At 72.5% G+C, this 16,662-nt stretch carries 13 protein-coding genes; 6 read left to right on the top strand and 7 right to left on the bottom strand.

The genetic code is table 11. The features are described from left to right. From ACFY3C_RS14225 to rsmH, 4 genes are all read right to left on the bottom strand, one after another. Entirely contained in the window at positions 1-1,656 is a 1,656-nt protein-coding gene (locus ACFY3C_RS14225; RefSeq protein ID WP_390770927.1) for a UDP-N-acetylmuramoyl-L-alanyl-D-glutamate--2,6-diaminopimelate ligase, read from the bottom strand. A 43-nt stretch (positions 1,657-1,699) separates the two neighbouring features. Further along, positions 1,700-3,664, bottom strand: a complete 1,965-nt coding sequence (locus ACFY3C_RS14220; protein ID WP_390770926.1) for a penicillin-binding transpeptidase domain-containing protein — start codon at positions 3,662-3,664, stop codon at positions 1,700-1,702. A 5-nt stretch (positions 3,665-3,669) separates the two neighbouring features. Further along, a complete protein-coding gene (locus ACFY3C_RS14215; protein WP_386574283.1) occupies positions 3,670-4,263 on the bottom strand; it encodes a septum formation initiator family protein in 594 nt (197 codons plus the stop codon). A gap of 63 nt (positions 4,264-4,326) precedes the next feature. After that, positions 4,327-5,283 carry a 16S rRNA (cytosine(1402)-N(4))-methyltransferase RsmH gene (gene rsmH, locus ACFY3C_RS14210; protein ID WP_390770925.1) on the bottom strand — a complete coding sequence of 319 codons (957 nt, stop codon included), beginning with the start codon at positions 5,281-5,283 and terminating at the stop codon, positions 4,327-4,329. 356 nt (positions 5,284-5,639) lie between these two features. Here rsmH and ACFY3C_RS14205 point away from each other — a divergent pair, with 356 nt between their 5' ends. The 4 genes from ACFY3C_RS14205 (at position 5,640) to ACFY3C_RS14190 (ending at position 11,303) form a co-directional block, all read left to right on the top strand. Continuing rightward, positions 5,640-6,251 (top strand): beta-class carbonic anhydrase, encoded by a 612-nt coding sequence (locus tag ACFY3C_RS14205; protein ID WP_386574286.1) that lies wholly within the window; start codon positions 5,640-5,642, stop codon positions 6,249-6,251. A gap of 266 nt (positions 6,252-6,517) precedes the next feature. Then, on the top strand, positions 6,518-7,558 hold the full coding sequence (locus ACFY3C_RS14200) for an AAA family ATPase (protein WP_386574287.1): 1,041 nt from the start codon (positions 6,518-6,520) through the stop codon (positions 7,556-7,558). Beyond that, positions 7,558-8,916, top strand: coding sequence for a DUF58 domain-containing protein (locus ACFY3C_RS14195; protein WP_390770924.1), 1,359 nt, complete (start codon positions 7,558-7,560; stop codon positions 8,914-8,916). Before ACFY3C_RS14200 ends, ACFY3C_RS14195 begins: the two co-directional genes overlap by 1 nt. Next, the gene (locus tag ACFY3C_RS14190) at positions 8,916-11,303 is read left to right on the top strand and encodes a DUF3488 and DUF4129 domain-containing transglutaminase family protein (RefSeq protein ID WP_386574289.1); all 2,388 of its coding nucleotides are present in this window, start codon (positions 8,916-8,918) and stop codon (positions 11,301-11,303) included. The genes ACFY3C_RS14195 and ACFY3C_RS14190 overlap by 1 nt, the downstream gene beginning before the upstream one ends. A 98-nt stretch (positions 11,304-11,401) precedes the next feature. On the opposite strand, the gene ACFY3C_RS14185 is transcribed toward ACFY3C_RS14190, so the two are convergent. From ACFY3C_RS14185 to ACFY3C_RS14175, 3 genes are all read right to left on the bottom strand, one after another. After that, positions 11,402-11,788 (bottom strand): DUF3040 domain-containing protein, encoded by a 387-nt coding sequence (locus ACFY3C_RS14185; protein WP_386574290.1) that lies wholly within the window; start codon positions 11,786-11,788, stop codon positions 11,402-11,404. Positions 11,789-12,064: 276 nt separating this feature from the next. Continuing rightward, complete coding sequence (locus tag ACFY3C_RS14180) at positions 12,065-12,892, bottom strand: methyltransferase (RefSeq protein ID WP_386574291.1); 828 nt, start codon at positions 12,890-12,892, stop codon at positions 12,065-12,067. 124 nt (positions 12,893-13,016) lie between these two features. Further along, positions 13,017-13,580: an SAV_6107 family HEPN domain-containing protein gene (locus ACFY3C_RS14175; RefSeq protein ID WP_390770923.1), complete on the bottom strand. Its 564-nt coding sequence runs from the start codon at positions 13,578-13,580 to the stop codon at positions 13,017-13,019. A gap of 166 nt (positions 13,581-13,746) precedes the next feature. Between ACFY3C_RS14175 and ACFY3C_RS14170 the strand changes: the two genes are divergently transcribed. Further along, the gene (locus ACFY3C_RS14170; RefSeq protein WP_390770922.1) at positions 13,747-14,559 is read left to right on the top strand and encodes an ATP-binding cassette domain-containing protein; all 813 of its coding nucleotides are present in this window, start codon (positions 13,747-13,749) and stop codon (positions 14,557-14,559) included. Further along, positions 14,531-16,615 carry a YhgE/Pip family protein gene (locus ACFY3C_RS14165; RefSeq protein WP_386574294.1) on the top strand — a complete coding sequence of 695 codons (2,085 nt, stop codon included), beginning with the start codon at positions 14,531-14,533 and terminating at the stop codon, positions 16,613-16,615. Before ACFY3C_RS14170 ends, ACFY3C_RS14165 begins: the two co-directional genes overlap by 29 nt. Positions 16,616-16,662: the final 47 nt, after the last annotated feature.

Genomic DNA, 16,662 nt, shown 5'->3' with positions numbered 1-16,662 from the left:
TCATCCCTGGGTCTTCTGGATAGCTTCGCGAAGCACCTGGCGGTCGTCGAAGGGACGGATCACGCCGGCGATGTCCTGGCCCTGCTCGTGGCCCTTGCCCGCGACCAGCACGGTGTCGCCGGGCTGTGCCCGGCCCACGGCGGCCTCGATCGCGGCGGCCCGGTCCTCGAACAGGAGCACCTCGCCGCGCTCGTGCGCGGGCACGGAGGCCGCGCCCTGGAGCATGGTCGCGAGGATCGCGAGCGGGTCCTCGGAGCGGGGGTTGTCGGAGGTCAGTACGGCCGTGTCGGAGAGCCGGGCCGCTGCGGCACCCATCGGGGCGCGCTTGGTCTGGTCGCGGTCGCCGCCGCAGCCGAGAACGACGTGCAGCCGGCCCTTGGTGACCTTGCGCAGCGCCTTGAGCACCGACTCGACGGCGTCGGTCTTGTGCGCGTAGTCGACGACCGCGAGGTAGGGCTGCCCGGCGTCCACCCGCTCCAGGCGGCCGGGGACCCCCGGTACGGCGGCGACGCCGTCCGCGGCGACCTGCGGGTCGAGGCCGGCCACGGCGAGGGCGACGATGGCGGCGAGGGTGTTCGCCACGTTGAAGGGGCCCGGCAGCGGCGACTTGGCGTGGACGCGCTCGCCCTGGGGGCCGACGACGGTGAACGTCGAGTCCATGGGGCCGACCTCGACGTCCTGGGCGCGCCAGTCGGCGTCGGGGTGGCCCTCGGCGGAGAAGGTGACGACCGGGACGGTCGCCTCCTCGGCGAGCCGGCGGCCGTACTCGTCGTCCGCGTTGATCACACCGAGTTTGCTGCGTTTCGGCGTGAACAGCTGCGCTTTGGCCCGGAAGTAGTCCTCCATGTCGGAGTGGAACTCCATGTGCTCCGGGCTGAGGTTGTTGAACACGGCGATGTCGAAGACGCAGCCGTCGACCCGGCCGAGGACCAGGGCGTGGCTGGAGACCTCCATGGCGACCGCCTCGACGCCGCGTTCGCGCATGACGGCGAACAGGGCCTGCAGGTCGGTGGCTTCGGGGGTGGTGCGCTCGGACTTGATGCGCTCCTCGCCGATGCGCATCTCGACGGTGCCGATGAGTCCGGTGTCGCGGGTGGTCTTGAGGCCGCCCTCGACCAGGTAGGCGGTGGTGGTCTTGCCGGAGGTGCCGGTGATGCCGATCTGGAGCAGGTCGCGGCCGGGGTGGCCGTAGATCGTCGCCGCCAGTTCGCCCATCCGCCCGCGCGGGTCCGCCACGACCAGGACCGGCAGTCCGGTCGCCGCGGCGCGCTCGGCGCCCGTCGGGTCGGTCAGCACGGCGACCGCGCCGAGGCCGGCGGCCTGGGTCACGAAGTCGGCGCCGTGCAGGCGGGCCCCCGGAAGGGCGGCGTACACGTCTCCGGGGCGGACGGCGCGCGAGTCGTGGGTGATCCCCGTGACCTCGGCGGCGCTGTCCGGGGCGGCGGCACCCAGCTGATCGGCCAGCTCCGCGAGGGGTGTGGCGGAGACCTGAACCGGTCGCGGCGGTCCCGGATATGTCACGGAAGCGCCCTTCTGGGTGGTTTGGGACTGATCAGCGTGTGGCACGGCGGTGAGCGTACCGGGCGCACCCGCTCCGGAGCGAAGTGAGGGCTCTGCGGCGCCTTGGTTCCCGGAATCGGGGGTGATCGTTCTCACGGGCTCGTTCCTGGTGGTGTTCCGGTGGTGCGGGGCGGGCTGATCAGGGCTTGTATTCGACGGGCAGGTTCGCCGGCTTCGCCCCGGTCGGCGGGACCTGGAGGGTCTTCAGGGCGAACTCCATCACCTGCTTGTAGATGGGTCCGCAGATCTGGCCGCCGTAGTAGCTGCCGGACGTGGCGTTCTGGATCGCGCAGTAGACGGTGATCCGCGGGTTGTCCGCGGGTGCGAATCCGGCGAACGACGAGGTGTAGCCGCGGTAGCGGCCGGTGGCCGGATCCACGCGGTTGGCCGTACCCGTCTTGCCCGCGACCCGGTAGCCGGGAATGCGGGCCTTGACGCCGGTGCCGTGCTCGTCGTCCACGACGGACTCCAGCATCTGGGCGAGCGTCCTGGCCGTCTTCTCGCTGACCACGCGCGTTTTCTGGGGCTGCGCGGCGGGGGTGAAGCGGCCGTCGGCGCCCTCGGTGCCGCGCACCAGGGTCGGCTCGACGCGGACACCGCCGTTGGCGATCGTCGAGTACACGGAGGCGGCCTGCATGGCGCTCAGGGAGAAGCCCTGGCCGAAAGGAACCGTGTACTGCTGCGACGTCGACCACTTGCCGGCGGGCGCGAGGATGCCCCTGGTCTCGCCGGGGAAGCCGAGCCCGGTGGGGCCGCCGATGCCGAACTTGCGCAGGTACGAGTAGAGGACCTTGTTGGCCTCCGGCTGGGTCTTGCCCAGCTGGCCGGTGGCGAGGATGGTACCGATGTTGCTGGACCTGGCGAGCACGCCGTTGAGCGTGAGGTGCCAGGTGTTGTGGTCCATGTCGTCCTGGAAGAGGCGGTCGCCGCGGTGCAGCCGGTTCGGTACGACGACGTGGGTGAGCGGGGTGGCCGCGTTCTGCTCCAGCACCGCCGCCATCGACATCACCTTGGCGGTGGAGCCGGGCTCGTAGGCGTCCTGGACGGCCGGGTTGCCCATGGCCGCTCCGTCGGCCTTCGACAGGTCGTTCGGGTCGAAGCCGGGCGCGTTGGCCATGGCCAGGATCTCGCCGGTGCGGGTGTCCTGGACGATGACGTAGCCGCGGTCCGCCTTGGACTTCTCGACCTGCTCGGTGATGGCGTTCTGGGCGGCCCACTGGATGTCGCGGTCGATGGTGAGCTCGACGTCGCTGCCGGGCACGGCGGGCGTCTCCGTCGAGCCCGCGGTGGGCACCTCGCGGCCGCCGGACTGGGCGTAGCGGATCTTGCCGGCCTTGCCGGACAGCTGCTTGTTCAGCTCCTGCTCGATGCCGCCGCCGCCCTGGCCCTCGGCGTTGACCCAGCCCAGTATCCCGGCGGCCAGCTCGCCGTTGGGGTACACGCGCTGGCTGCTGGGGTCGGCGAAAACGCCCGCGAGCACGTTGGCCGAGGTGTTGTCGGTCTTGGCCTTCTGGGCGAGCGCGCTCTTCAGGTCCTTGATCTGCTTCCAGACCTGCGGGGTCTGCCGGGTGGCGAGCCGGGTGTAGCGCGACAGCTTGTTCGCGGGCCTGAGCTTCTTGACGATCGTGGCCTGGTCCTGGCCGAGGATCGGCGCGAGCAGCGCGGCGGCCTGTTCGGGTCCGTCGTCGATCTTGAGCTGCTTGACGGTGAACATCGTCGGGTCGGCCGTGATGTCGTACGCGTCCTCGCTGATGGCGAGGGCCACACCGTTGCGGTCGGTGATCTGGCCGCGGTCGGCGGCCAGGGTGTGCACGACGTACCGGTTCAGTTCGGCCTTGGCGGCGTACGCGCTCGCGTCGACGGCCTGGACCTGGAGCAGCCGTACGACGAAGGCGAGCAGCACCAGGGTGAGCGCGAGGCCGACCATGCGCAGCCGGGGTCGGGGGCTGCCGAGCCGGAGGGCGGGCGGGGGCATGGGCCGGGCCCCGCTCGGCCGGCGGGCCGGACGGGCACCGGGCCCGGGCTGCCGCCGTACGGTGCCCCGCGGCCGGGGCGGCTTCGCGGGGCCGGGCACGCGGCGCCGCGGCGCTTCCCTGTCGGACACTTCCGTCACCTGCCGGGGGTCGGGGTGGGCGCGGACTGGAGGGTGGCGGGCGGCGGCACCGCCCCGCCCGGGGCGGCCGCCGGGGCCGGAGCCGAGGGGGCGGGGGTCGCGGGCGGCTGTGTCGGCGCGGCCGAGGGGAACGACGGGGTCGCGGCGGTCGAGGGCGGCACGGAGGCGCCGGGGGCCGTGAGGAGGGCCTCCGGGGCGACGGGCTGCGCGAAGGAGGCGGGCTCGGGGCTGGCCGCGTTCGGTACGCCCTTGACTTTGCCGTCGGAGCCGAGGAAGGCCGGGTCGCCGCCGGGGACCATGCCGAGTTCGCGGGCGCGGCGCTGGAGGGCGTCGGGGGACGAGTAGGCGTCGATGTCCCGCTGCAGCGCCTGTTCCTCGTCGGTGAGGCTCTTCGTCTGCTTCTGCAGGTCGTCGAGTTTGAACGAACCTTCGCTGAGGGCGGAGTTGAGCACCAGCAGCCCGATGAGGCCGCCGCCGAGCAGCAGGACGACGAGGAGGACGAACGGGGTGCGGGCCGCGCGGGCGCGGCCGGCCGGGAAGAGCCGGGCGAGCCGGGCGGCCCTCCCCCTCAGTTCGGGTTTCCTACTCACTGGGCCTCCGGTGGCTCCGGCGCGCCGACGGGTGAGTTCGGAAACCCAACCGACCCGATTCGCTCACTCGGCGTCCTCCCTGATGCGCTCGGCGCCCCGCAGCCGGGCCGGGGCGGCCCTGCGGTTCTCGGCGACCTCTTCCTCGGTGGGGAGTTCGGCACCGCGCGTGAGCAGCTTGAGCCGCGGCTGGTAGCGCTCGGGCACGACCGGCAGCCCGGGCGGCGCGGTGGACGCGGCGCCGGCCGCGAACACCTGCTTCACCAGCCGGTCCTCGAGCGAGTGGTACGACAGCACGGCGATGCGCCCGCCGACGGCGAGGGCCTTCACCGCGCCCGGGATCGCCCGCTCCAGGACGGACAGCTCGCCGTTGACCTCGATGCGCAGCGCCTGGAAGGTGCGCTTGGCCGGGTTGCCTCCGGTGCGCTTGGCGGCCTGCGGCAGCGCGTCCCGGATCAGTTCGACGAGCCGCGCGCTGTTGCTGAACGGCTCCTTCTCGCGTTCGCGGACGATGGCGGAGACGATCCGCTTGGCCTGCTTCTCCTCGCCGTACGCGCGCAGGATCCGCACCAGCTCGCCCGCCGGGTAGGTGTTGAGGACCTCGGCGGCGCTGATGCCGGTCGTCTGGTCCATGCGCATGTCGAGGGGGGCGTCCTGGGCGTAGGCGAAGCCGCGGTCGGCCTCGTCCAGCTGCATGGAGGAGACGCCGAGGTCGAACAGGACGCCCTGGACGCGCGGGATGCGCAGCCGGTCCAGTACGTCGGGCAGCTCGTCGTAGACGGCGTGCACCAGGGTGGCCCGGTCGCCGAAGGGCGCGAGCCGCTCGCCGGACAGGCGCAGCGCCTCCTTGTCCCGGTCGAGGGCGACGAGCCGCACCTCGGGGAACTGCGTCAGCAGGGCCTCGCTGTGGCCGCCGAGGCCGAGGGTGCAGTCGACGACCACCGCTCCCGGCCGCTCCAGGGCGGGTGCCAGCAGATCCAGGCACCGCTGGAGCATCACCGGGACGTGTCGACTCTGACTCAAGGGGGCCTCTCAGTTCCGGCGGGCCGTGACGCACCGCCGGGTCCCCGCCCGCTCTGTGAAGGGGAGGCCTGCCGGCGCCGGAAGCGTCAGCCGACCGGGAGCGGGAGGAGGCCGAGCCGTACGTACGCGCCGCGCACGTGGGGAGACGGTCCGGGTGTGGGCCGGGGTCTCCGGGGGTTTCACCAGCAGGGAGAGCCGCCCCTCCCGCTTCGCGTCACTTTAGTCCACCGTGTCTCGCGGTCAATCAACCGGCCTGCGCGTCGCGTACCGCGCCTCGGGCAGAGCGGCAATTCGAAAAGATTCACCCATCCGGCCCACGTTTGCCCTCCGTGTGGGTTAGCTCACAACAAGCCACGATGACGTTCTTTGTCCGCTCTCACAGCAGGCCGGGACCGGGGGTGACCAGTAACGTCGTCAGTATGACGACTTCCGCAGCAGTTCCCCCTGGATCCGAAGCCGCCATAACCAGCGGTGGCACCGTGACGGACCGCCTGGTGGAGGCCAACGGGCACTACGCCGAGGCCTTCGCCGACCCTGGCATGGACGCCCGTCCGGTCCTGCACGTGGCCGTGGTGGCCTGCATGGACGCCCGACTCGACCTGCACGCCGCGCTCGGCCTGGAGCTCGGCGACTGTCACACCATCCGCAACGCGGGCGGAGTCGTCACCGACGACGTGATCCGCTCCCTGACCATCAGCCAGCGGGCGCTCGGCACCCGCAGCATCGTCCTGATCCACCACACCGGATGCGGTCTGGAGTCCCTCACCGAGGACTTCCGGCACGAACTGGAGATGGAGGTCGGCCAGCGCCCGGCGTGGGCGGTGGAGTCCTTCCGGGACGTCGACCAGGACGTCCGTCAGTCCATGCAGCGGGTGCGCACCTCGCCGTTCCTGCTCCACACCGACGACGTGCGCGGCTTCGTCTTCGACGTGCACACCGGTCTGCTGCGCGAGGTCGACCCGGCCTGACCGGGGCCGCCGGCCCACCCCGAACACCCCCGCCCTGCGAAAGCATTCCGCCGCACGGCATCGAAAACGGTGGTCGAAAAGACCGTAAGACCGACATCGTGCGGGCAGTTGTCCACAGGCGAGTGACACGAATCGGTAACGGCAGCAAGAATGCGGGGTGTGGGCGTCGCGTGGAACCTTTTCCGCGCGGTGTCCGTGTTTTCGGGGTGGGCCGGTTTCGCATCGCAGAGCGTCGGCCCGAGTAAGAACGGGCCGAGGAGGGCCGGGTGACGACCTATGACGATCGAGCGAGCCTCACTGATCTGACCGCCACTGTGGAGCGTGTCCGCAGTTCGGTGGAGGGTGTGATCGAGGGCAAGCCCGAGGTCGTACGGCTTTCGCTGACCGTACTGCTCGCCGAGGGACATCTGTTGATCGAGGATGTCCCCGGAGTGGGCAAGACCATGCTCGCCAAGGCACTGGCGCGGTCCATCGACTGCTCGGTGCGGCGCATCCAGTTCACGCCCGACCTGCTGCCCTCGGACATCACCGGTGTGTCCATCTGGGACCAGCAGCGCCGGGACTTCGAGTTCAAGCCGGGCGCCATCTTCGCGCAGATCGTGATCGGCGACGAGATCAACCGCGCCTCGCCAAAGACCCAGTCCGCGCTGCTGGAGTCCATGGAGGAGCGCCAGGTCACCATCGACGGGCAGAGCTACGAACTGCCCAGTCCCTTCATGGTGGTGGCCACGCAGAACCCGGTGGAGATGGAGGGCACCTATCCGCTGCCCGAGGCGCAGCGCGACCGCTTCATGGCCCGGGTCTCCGTCGGCTACCCGAGCGTCGAGGCCGAGCTGCAGATGCTGGACGTGCACGGCGGGGTCTCCCCGCTGGAGGACCTCCAGCCGGTGGCGCACGCGCACGAGATCGTGAAGCTGATCGAGGCGGTGCGCGGGGTGCACGTCTCCGAGGCGGTGCGGCGGTACGCGGTGGAGCTGGTCGCGGCCACCCGCACGCACCCCGACCTCAGACTCGGCGCCTCCCCGCGCGCGACGCTGCATCTGCTGCGCGCGGCGAAGGCGTCCGCCGCCCTCAGCGGCCGGGAGTACGCGCTGCCGGACGACGTCCAGGCACTCGCCGTCGCCGTCCTCGCCCACCGGCTGCTGCCCACCGCCCAGGCCCAGCTCAACCGCCGTACGGCCGAGCAGGTGGTGCTGGAGATCCTGCAGCACACCCCGGTGCCCGCGGCGCCGCAGCAGCAGAGCGGCTTCGGCGGTCTCGGCCGGGGTGTCCCGGCCTATCCGCAGCAGCCCCCGCGGAGTCTGTGATGAGCGCCGGGGGGACGGGGCAGGCGGAGTCCGACCGCGGGGAGGCGGGCGGGGTCCGTACGGCCCTGGCGGGGCTCACCACCCGCGGGCGTTCCTTCCTGGCCGCCGGGATCGCGGCCGCGGTCTGTGCCTATGTGCTGGGCCAGATGGATCTGCTGCGGGTCGGCCTGCTGCTGGCCGTGCTGCCCCTGCTCTGCGCGACCGTGCTCTACCGCACGCGCTACCGGGTGGCCGGCAGCCGCCGGCTCTCCCCCGCGCGCGTGCCCGCGGGCAGCGAGGCCCGGGTGCACCTGCGGGTGGACAACGTCTCCCGGCTGTCCACGGGCCTGCTGATGCTCCAGGACCGGGTGCCCTACGTGCTCGGGCCCCGGCCGCGCTTCGTGCTGGACCGGGTGGAGCCGGGCGGCCGCCGCGAGGTGTCCTACCGGGTCCGCTCGGACCTGCGCGGCCGCTATCCGCTGGGTCCGCTGCAGCTGCGGCTGACCGACCCGTTCGGGATGTGCGAACTCACCCGCGCCTTCTCGACGTTCGACACGCTGACCGTCATACCGCGCGTGGAGCCGCTGGCGCCGGTCCGGTTCAGCGGCGAGGCCAAGGGGTACGGCGACGGGCGGCAGCGCTCGCTGGCCCTCGCGGGCGAGGACGACGTGATCCCGCGCGGGTACCGCTACGGCGACGACCTGCGCCGGGTGCACTGGCGCTCCACGGCGCGCTACGGCGAGCTGATGGTGCGCCGCGAGGAGCAACCGCGCCGCTCACGCTGCACGGTCCTGCTGGACACCCGGGGCGTCGGCTACGAGGGCGCGGGCCCCGACTCGGCCTTCGAGTGGGCCGTCTCGGGCACCGCGTCGGTCCTGGTGCACATGCTCGAACGGGGCTTCACGGTGCGCCTGCTGACGGAGAACGGCAGCTCGGTGCCCGGCGAGGGCGCCGACGGGTTCGCGGGTGCCGGCCAGGACTCCGCGGACGCGGCCGGGCTGATGATGGACACCCTCGCGGTGATCGACCACTCCGACGGCACGGGCCTGTCCCGGGCGTACGACATGCTGCGCGGCGGGAACGAGGGGCTGCTGGTCGCCTTCCTGGGCGATCTCGACGAGGAGCAGGCCGCGGTGGTCGCGAAGATGCGCCAACGCAGCGGCGGTGCGATCGCGTTCGTGCTGGACCCGGACACCTGGGTGCGGGAGGCCACGGACGTACCGGGCCCGGGCGACCGGCACGGCGAGCGGCTGCGCATACTGCGCGAGGCGGGCTGGACGGCGCTGAGCGTGCCGCGCGGCGCCTCGCTGAACGATCTGTGGCGGCAGGCGGACCGGGAACGCTCGGGCCTGACCGCGGTGAGCCGGGAGGCACTGTGATGAGCGGGCGGGCACGACTTGCCCTGTGTGCCGCCGCGGCGACGCTGATGGCCGCGTGCGCACTGCTGCCCCTGGTCGACCAGCCAACGTGGCTCTTCCAGACGGTGCTGCTGGTCGCCGTGCAGACCGGAGTGGGCGCGGCGGCCCGGCGGGTGCCGCTGGCGCGGCCGCTGACCGTGGCGGCGCAGGTCCTGGTCACGCTGATGCTGCTGACCCTGGTCTTCGCCCGGCAGCAGGCGCTCGTCGGGCTGGTCCCCGGTCCGGAGGCCTTCCGGCACTTCGGCGACCTGTTCCAGCAGGGCTCCGACGACGTCAGCCAGTACGCGATACCGGCACCGCTCACCGACGGCATCAAGCTGATGCTGATCGGCGGTGTCCTGGTGATCGGCCTGCTGGTGGACACCCTCGCGGTGACCTTCCGCAGCGCGGCCCCGGCCGGACTGCCGCTGCTCGCGCTGTACTCGGTGGCCGCGGGACTGTCCGGCGGCGGCACCGACTGGCTGTGGTTCCTGGTCGCGGCGGCCGGCTATCTGATGCTGCTGCTCGCCGAGGGCCGGGAGCGGCTGGCCCAGTGGGGCCGGGTCTTCGGCAGCGCGGCCCGCGCCCCGGGCGACCCGGAGGCCGGCGCGGTGGCCCCGGTGCGCACCGGACGCCGGATCGGCGCGGTCGCCCTCGGTGTCGCCCTGGTGGTGCCGCTGGCTCTGCCCGCGATGCAGGGCGGGCTGCTGGACGGCGCCGGAGCGGGCGTCGGCGCGGGCAACGGAAACGGCGGCACGATCTCCGCGGTCAACCCCCTGGTGTCCCTGCGCGACAGCCTGAACGTGGAGACCGACCGCCAGGTGCTGTCCCTGAAGACCAGTGCCGGCGACCTCTCGGACATGTATCTGCGGATCGTCTCGCTGGACGACTTCGACGGCACCACCTGGAAGCCGTCCCAGCGGCACATCGTCGGCGTGCCCGACGTCTTCCCCACGCCCGTCGGCCTGGGCACGGGCGTCAAGCGCACCACCGTGAAGACGACGATCACGGCCGCGGACTGGTACGCGCAGGACTGGCTGCCGATGCCGTACCCGCCGAGCGGTGTGCGGGTCAGCGGCAAATGGCGGTACGAGCCCGTCGGCATGACGCTCGTCGGTGACCACGGGCAGAACACGCGCGGCGAGACCTACCAGGTGAACAGCCTGGACGTGCAGCCGACCGCCGAGCAGCTGGCCGCGGCTCCGCAGCCGCCGGCGACGCTGAGGCGCGAGTACACCAACGTGCCGTCCAGGGTGCCGAAGGTGGTGGCCAGGACCGCCAAGGAGATCACCGCGGGCTCGGCGAGCCACTACGAGGAGGCGGTCAAGCTCCAGGACTACTTCGCGGTGTCCGGCGGCTTCCAGTACGACACCCAGGTGGAGGTCGGCCGCGGTCCCGACGCGATCGCGACCTTCCTGAAGAAGAAGCAGGGCTTCTGCGTCCACTTCTCCTTCACGATGGCGGCGATGGCCCGCACGCTCGGCATCCCCGCCCGGGTCGCGGTGGGCTTCGCGCCCGGCACTCCGCAGGCGGACGGCACGGTCTCGGTGAGCCTGAAGGACGCGCACGCCTGGCCCGAGCTGTACTTCGAGGGCGTGGGCTGGACCCGCTTCGAGCCGACCCCGACCCGGGGCACCGTGCCGTCGTACACCCAGTCGAACAAGCCCGGCACCTCCGAGCCGGAGGAGACCCTGCCGTCCCACGGGGCGTCGGCGGCGCCCTCGGTGTCGGCCTCGCCGAGCGAGAGCTGCAAGGCCCAGCTGCGGGGGCTCGACGCGTGCGGCAGCCCGTCCGCGGCGGTGGCGGCGCACAGCGGTGGCGGCGGTTCGTGGCGCTGGCTGTGGTACGCGCTGATCGGGCTCGGCGCCCTGGTGGTGCTGGCGATCCCGCTGGCGCCGATGCTGTGGCGGGCGCGGGTGCGGTCGGTACGGCTCGGCGCGCACGCGCGGACCGAGGAGGGTGCGGCGGCACACACGCTGGCGGCCTGGCAGGAGCTGATCGACAGCGCCTGGGACGTGGGCATCCTGCCGGACGAGTCGCAGACGCCGCGCAGGGCCGCGGCCCGGATCGTGCGGCTGGGAGATCTCGACCATGCGGCCGGGGCCGCCGTGCACCGGGTGGCGGACGCGCTGGAGCAGGTGCTGTACGCGCCCCGGCCGCGCCTGGTGGCGGGCCTGGCAGAGGACGTGCGCCGGGTGATCGCCGGCCTGAACGGCGGCGTGAGCGGGCGGACGCGGCTGCGGGCACGGTTCGCGCCGCGGTCGTTGGTGCGGGTGCTGTGGGCGGTGTCGGCCCGGTGGGCGGCGCTCAGGGCGCGTGCGGTGGCGGCCCGGCCGACGCTGCGCAGGCCTTCGGGGCAGCAGGGCTGAGACCGGAGAACGCGTGAGGGGTGGCCACCGGCTGGTGGCCACCCCTCACGGAGGTCTGCTGTGGTGAGCCCGAGCTGTGGGCGCGAACCGGCGGGCGGCTAGTGGCCCTGCTGCTCGTCCCGGCGGCGCTGCCAGCGCTGCTCGATCCGGTCCATCATGGAGCGCTTCTGCCGTACCTGGCGGCGCGGGGCGGCCGCGGGCTGCTCGCCCGGCTTGGGTGCCTTCCGCCAGCCTGTGACGGCGAGGACGGCACAGCCCAGCATGACGAGGAAGCCCACCACGCTGACCCAGATCTGCTGTGCGACCATTCCGGCCATGAGGAGCGCGATACCCACGAGGAAGCCTGCGACCGCCTGGTAGACCCGCCGCCGGGTGTACGTCCGCAGCCCACTTCCCTCAAGCGCCGACGCGAACTTGGGATCTTCGGCGTACAGCGCTCGCTCCATCTGCTCGAGCATGCGCTGCTCGTGCTCCGAGAGCGGCACGGAGTCCTCCTCATCGTGCAGTCGCCGGGGCGACCTGGGGGTCCCTTCAGGATAGGCAGGGAATCGCCCCCGTGAAACCCGCCCCTCTACGCCAATAGGCCAACCGGAATCCGCCATGGCCGTCCCGGCTCGCTGAGGCTTCCATTCCCCGGCGGCCGATCCGTCATGCCGGACCGTATACCTCGATCATACGGCGCAAACCGCTCGATCGGGGGGCTTGTGGCGTACTCCATCTGCCGCCAAGTCCCTGATCAGCGCCGCGTCCCGGAAGGCCGCTCAGGCCTTTGCGGCCCCTCGCGTCTCACCGAGCACATGGAGCTGGGTGGCTACGGAGTGGAAGGCGGGCAACTCGGCTGCCGCGGCCTCCAGCTTGAGCAGCGCGTCCAGGGCGCCGGGCTCGGTGTCCACGAGGACGCCGGGCACCAGGTCGGCGAAGACCCGCACGCCGTGCACCGCACCGACCCTCAGGCCCGCGCCCTCGACCAGCGCGGTGAGCTGCTCCGCGGTGAAGCGGCGCGGCATCGGGTCGCCGGCGCCCCAGCGGCCCTCCGGGTTCTCCAGGGCCTGCTTGGCCTCCTTGAAGTGACCGGCGAGGGCCCGGGCGAGGACGGCACCGCCGAGACCGGCGGCGAGCACGCTGAGGACACCCTCGGGGCGCAGCGCGGCGACCGCGTTGCGCAGGCCCTCGGCGGGGTCGTCGACGTACTCCAGGACGCCGTGGTACAGCACGGCGTCGTAGCCGCCGCGCTCGACCACCTCGAACAGGCCGAGGGCATCGCCCTGGACGCCCTTGACCCGGTCGGCGACGCCGGCCTCGGCGGCGCGGCGCTCCAGCGCGAACAGCGCGTTCGGGCTGGGGTCGACGACGGTGACACGGTGACCGAGGCGGGCGAGGGGCACGGCGAAGTTGCCGCTGCCGCCTCCGGTGTCGAGCACGTCCAGCGAGTCCCGCCCCGTGGCCTTGATCCGGCGGTCGAGGGCGTCCTGGAGGACCTCCCAGACCACGGCGGTACGGAGAGAGGCGCGGGGTCGGGAGGAGCCGGAGCGCAGCGACGTCGTTTCAGGGTGGTGGGGGGAGACGGGCGGGCGCATCGGGTCCGACACGGCAGTTGACTCCTCGGCAGGGCGGACGGCTTCAGGCAAACTCCACCCTATTGCCTTCGGCGCCGTAGCCGGTCACCGCCGAGGTGCACTGCCGTGTCCGTCCCGACCGGTGGACCGGCGCCGGTCAGCCCGCGTCCGGCAGACCGTCGTGCGGGCCCGGGCCGCCGCGCTCGCCGGTGTCCTGCCGGGGCTGGGGCAGGACGGGCTGGAGCACCAGCATCCGCTCGACGATGCGGAGGAACATCCCCGCGTCGCGTATCAGGTCGTCGGCGTCCCGCTGTTTGGCCGCTCCCTCGATGCCCGCCTCGGCGCGGGCCCGGCGGGTGGCGCCGGAGGCGAAGAGCGCGCTCCACTCGGTCAGTTCGGGGGCGATCTCGGGCAGCACCTCCCAGGCGCTGCGGATGCGGGCCCGGCGGCGCGGGGAGGTCTCGGGGCGGCCCCGGGCGGCGAGCACGGCGGCGGCGGTGCGCAGCGCGGCGAGGTGGGCCGTCGCATAGCGCTCGTTGGGGGTTTCCAGGACGGCGGCTTCTTCGAGGCCGGCCCGGGCCAGCGTCAGCAGGTCGAGGGCGGCGGGCGGGGCCGTGGCCCGGCGGAGCACGGGGTGCACATCGCTCGCCGGGCCGGTCAGTGAGGGGGCAGGGCCGGTGGCGCGGCGCCGGTGGGCGGCGGCTGCGGAGGAGTTGGCCATGACGAACCTCCTGTCGTCTGGGTGACGGCACAGGTGCCGTATGTGCCCATCGTGAGGTATGGCACTGACAATCCGTTCTGACCTGGGGCTTTGCTTCGATCGCAGGTTCGGGCGTATTTTTGCACTGACCAGTCAGTTCAAAAGATTGCAGCAGGCAGGGGAGCTTGTGGACGGCGTGGACGTCACAGCCGAGGGCCTAGGGCTCAAGGGGCCACGGGGGTGGGCCTTCCGGGACATCACCTTCGACGCGAAGCCCGGTTCGCTGATCGCGATCGAGGGACCGTCCGGCTCCGGCCGTACGTGCCTGCTGCTCGCGCTCACGGGACGGATGAAGGCCACCAAGGGCGCGGCCGCCGTGGGCGGGTCCGCGATCCCCCGGCACATGGCGGCCGTGCGCCGCGTCGCCGCCGTGGCCAACGTGGCCGGTGTCACCGACCTGGAACCGGCCCTGACCGTTGGGGAGCACCTGCGGGAACGGGCCCTGCTGCAGCACAGGTTCGGCGACTCGCCGCGCCTGCTGCTGCGCCGCCGGGCGGACCTGGCCCGCGAGTCGCAGCAGCGCGTCGACGCGGCCCTGACCGCCGCCGGACTCGACCTCGACGCGCTCCCCAAGGGCCCCCGCACGGCCGTACGCGATCTGGAGCGGCTGGAGGAGCTGCGCCTGTCCATCGCGCTGGCCCTGCTCGGCCGGCCCGGGCTGCTCGGTGTGGACGACGTCGAGACGAAGCTCTCGGACGCCGAGCGCGCCGAGGTCTGGGACCTGCTGCGGTCCATAGCGCGCGCAGGCACCACGGTCGTGGCCGTGTGCCGCACCGCCCCCGAGGGCTGCGTCGTCGTCCCCACGCTCCACGGCGCGGACAAGAGCGACCTGCGCGGCGCGGACGAGAGCGCCCCAAGCGAAGCGAAGAGCGACGACAACAGCGAGAAGACCGACACGAAGGAGGAAGCCGATGCGCTCGCCCAGGCTGGCCGCGCTTGAGCTGAGGCGCTTCGGACGCGGGAAGCTGCCGCGCGCCGCCCTGGTCGCGCTGCTCGTGCTGCCCCTGCTCTACGGCGCCCTGTACCTGTGGTCGTTCTGGGACCCGTACGGCCGTCTGGACCGCATCCCGGTGGCCCTGGTGAACGACGACAAGGGCGCCACGGCGGGCGGGAAGAAGATCACGGCCGGCGACGACATCGTGTCCGGGCTGCGCGACAGCAAGACCTTCGCGTGGCACGAGGTGAGCGACGCCGAGGCCCGCAAGGGCGTCGAGGACGGCACCTACTACCTGTCCCTGACGATGCCGGCCGACTTCAGCGACCGGATCGCCTCCAGCTCGGGCGACTCCCCGGAGACGGGCGCGCTGCGGGTGCGCACGAACGACGCGAACAACTACATCGTCGGCCAGATCTCCCGGACGGTCTTCAACGAGGTCCGCACGGCCGCGTCCACCAAGACGTCCCGGACCTTCCTCGACAAGATCTTCATCTCCTTCTCCGGCATCCACGACAAGACCGTGACGGCGGCCGAGGGCGCCGACCGGCTCAAGGGCGGTCTCGGGAAGGCGGAGAAGGGCTCCAAGGACCTCGCTGACGGCCTGAAGGACGCCAAGAGCGGCAGCGGCAAGCTCTCCAAGGGCCTGACGAAGCTCACCCAGGGCGCGAGCGACCTGGAGGACGGCTCGCAGCGGGTCGCGGACGGCACCCAGACCCTCGCCGACAACGTCAACGGCGTCTACCGCAAGTCCGGCCCGTTCCTGAAGGACAACGAGAAGACCATCGGGGACACCGCACAGCTGGTCGCCGACTCGGCCGAGGCGGTCCGCCACAACCTCGACGACCTGGTGAAGCTCGCGCCGGGCGCCGCACGGGCGGCCCACGCGTCCGCGGCCGTCCTGGACGAGGTCTACCAGGCGCGCTGCGCGAACGCGGCGATCCCCGACCCCATCTGCCCCGACCTGAAGAAGGCCAGGCAGGCGGCCGCCGACGTGGCCACCGTCGCCGACGACCTCAACACCCTGATCGCCGACCAGAACGGCGACCTGAAGACGCTGCGGACCAACCTCACCAAGCTGCAGACGCAGGCGCAGGCCCTGGCCGAGCGCGCGCCGCACCTCTACGAGGACGTGAACGACGCCGTCACGAAGATCAACAAGCTGAACGACGGCGCGGCCGAGGTCGCCGCGGGCGCCAAGAAGCTCCATGCCGGACTGGGCACCGCCGGAACCGGCGCGGCCAAGCTCGACCAGGGCATCGGGACGGCCGAGTCGGGCGCCCAGACCCTGAGCGGCGGCATGTACAAGCTGGTCGACGGCTCCGGAAAGCTCGCCGGTGGTCTGCACGACGGCGCGAAGAAGATCCCCGACTACGACAAGCAGGACCGCGACGAGCGCACCGGCGTGATGGCCGACCCGGTCCAGCTCGCCACCCACGACCTGCACAAGGCGCCCAACTACGGCACCGGCTTCGCCCCCTACTTCATCCCGCTGTCCCTGTGGGTGGGCGCGATGGTGGCGTACATGCTGATCCCGCCGCTCAACCGGCGTGCCCTGGCAGCCGGTTCGCCGGGCTGGCGGATCGCGCTGGCCGGCTGGCTGCCGGTGGCCGCGGTGGGCGTGCTGCAGACGGTGGCCCTGATGTCCGTGCTGCACTGGGCGATCGGGCTGCAGATGGCGCGGGCGGCCGGCACGGTCGGCTTCCTGTTCCTGGTGGCGGCGTGCTTCGCCGCGATCGTGCAGTGGCTCAACGCCCGCTTCGGCGCGGCCGGCCGGATCCTCGTGCTGGCGCTGCTGATGCTCCAGCTGACCTCGGCGGGTGGCACCTACCCGGTGCAGACCAGTCCGGGCTTCTTCAACGCCCTCCACCCGTTCCTGCCGATGAGCTACATCGTGGCGGCCCTGCGCCGGCTGATCACGGGCGGCGGGCTCGGCCCGGTGTGGCTGGCGTGCGGGGTGCTGGCCGCGTTCACCGCGGGCGCCCTGGCCCTGACCGCGCTCGCGGCCCGGCGCCGCCAGGTGTGGACGCTGGACCGGCTGCACCCGGAGCTGAGCCTGTGATCCCCAAGACGCCCCTGCACGCGCGCGTACCTGTGACAATCAGGGCC

The organism is Streptomyces sp. NPDC001410 (assembly GCF_042895235.1).
Taxonomy (GTDB): domain Bacteria; phylum Actinomycetota; class Actinomycetes; order Streptomycetales; family Streptomycetaceae; genus Streptomyces.
Note: the sequence above shows the minus strand (reverse complement) of the source record. Positions and strands in the feature narration are given on the sequence as shown.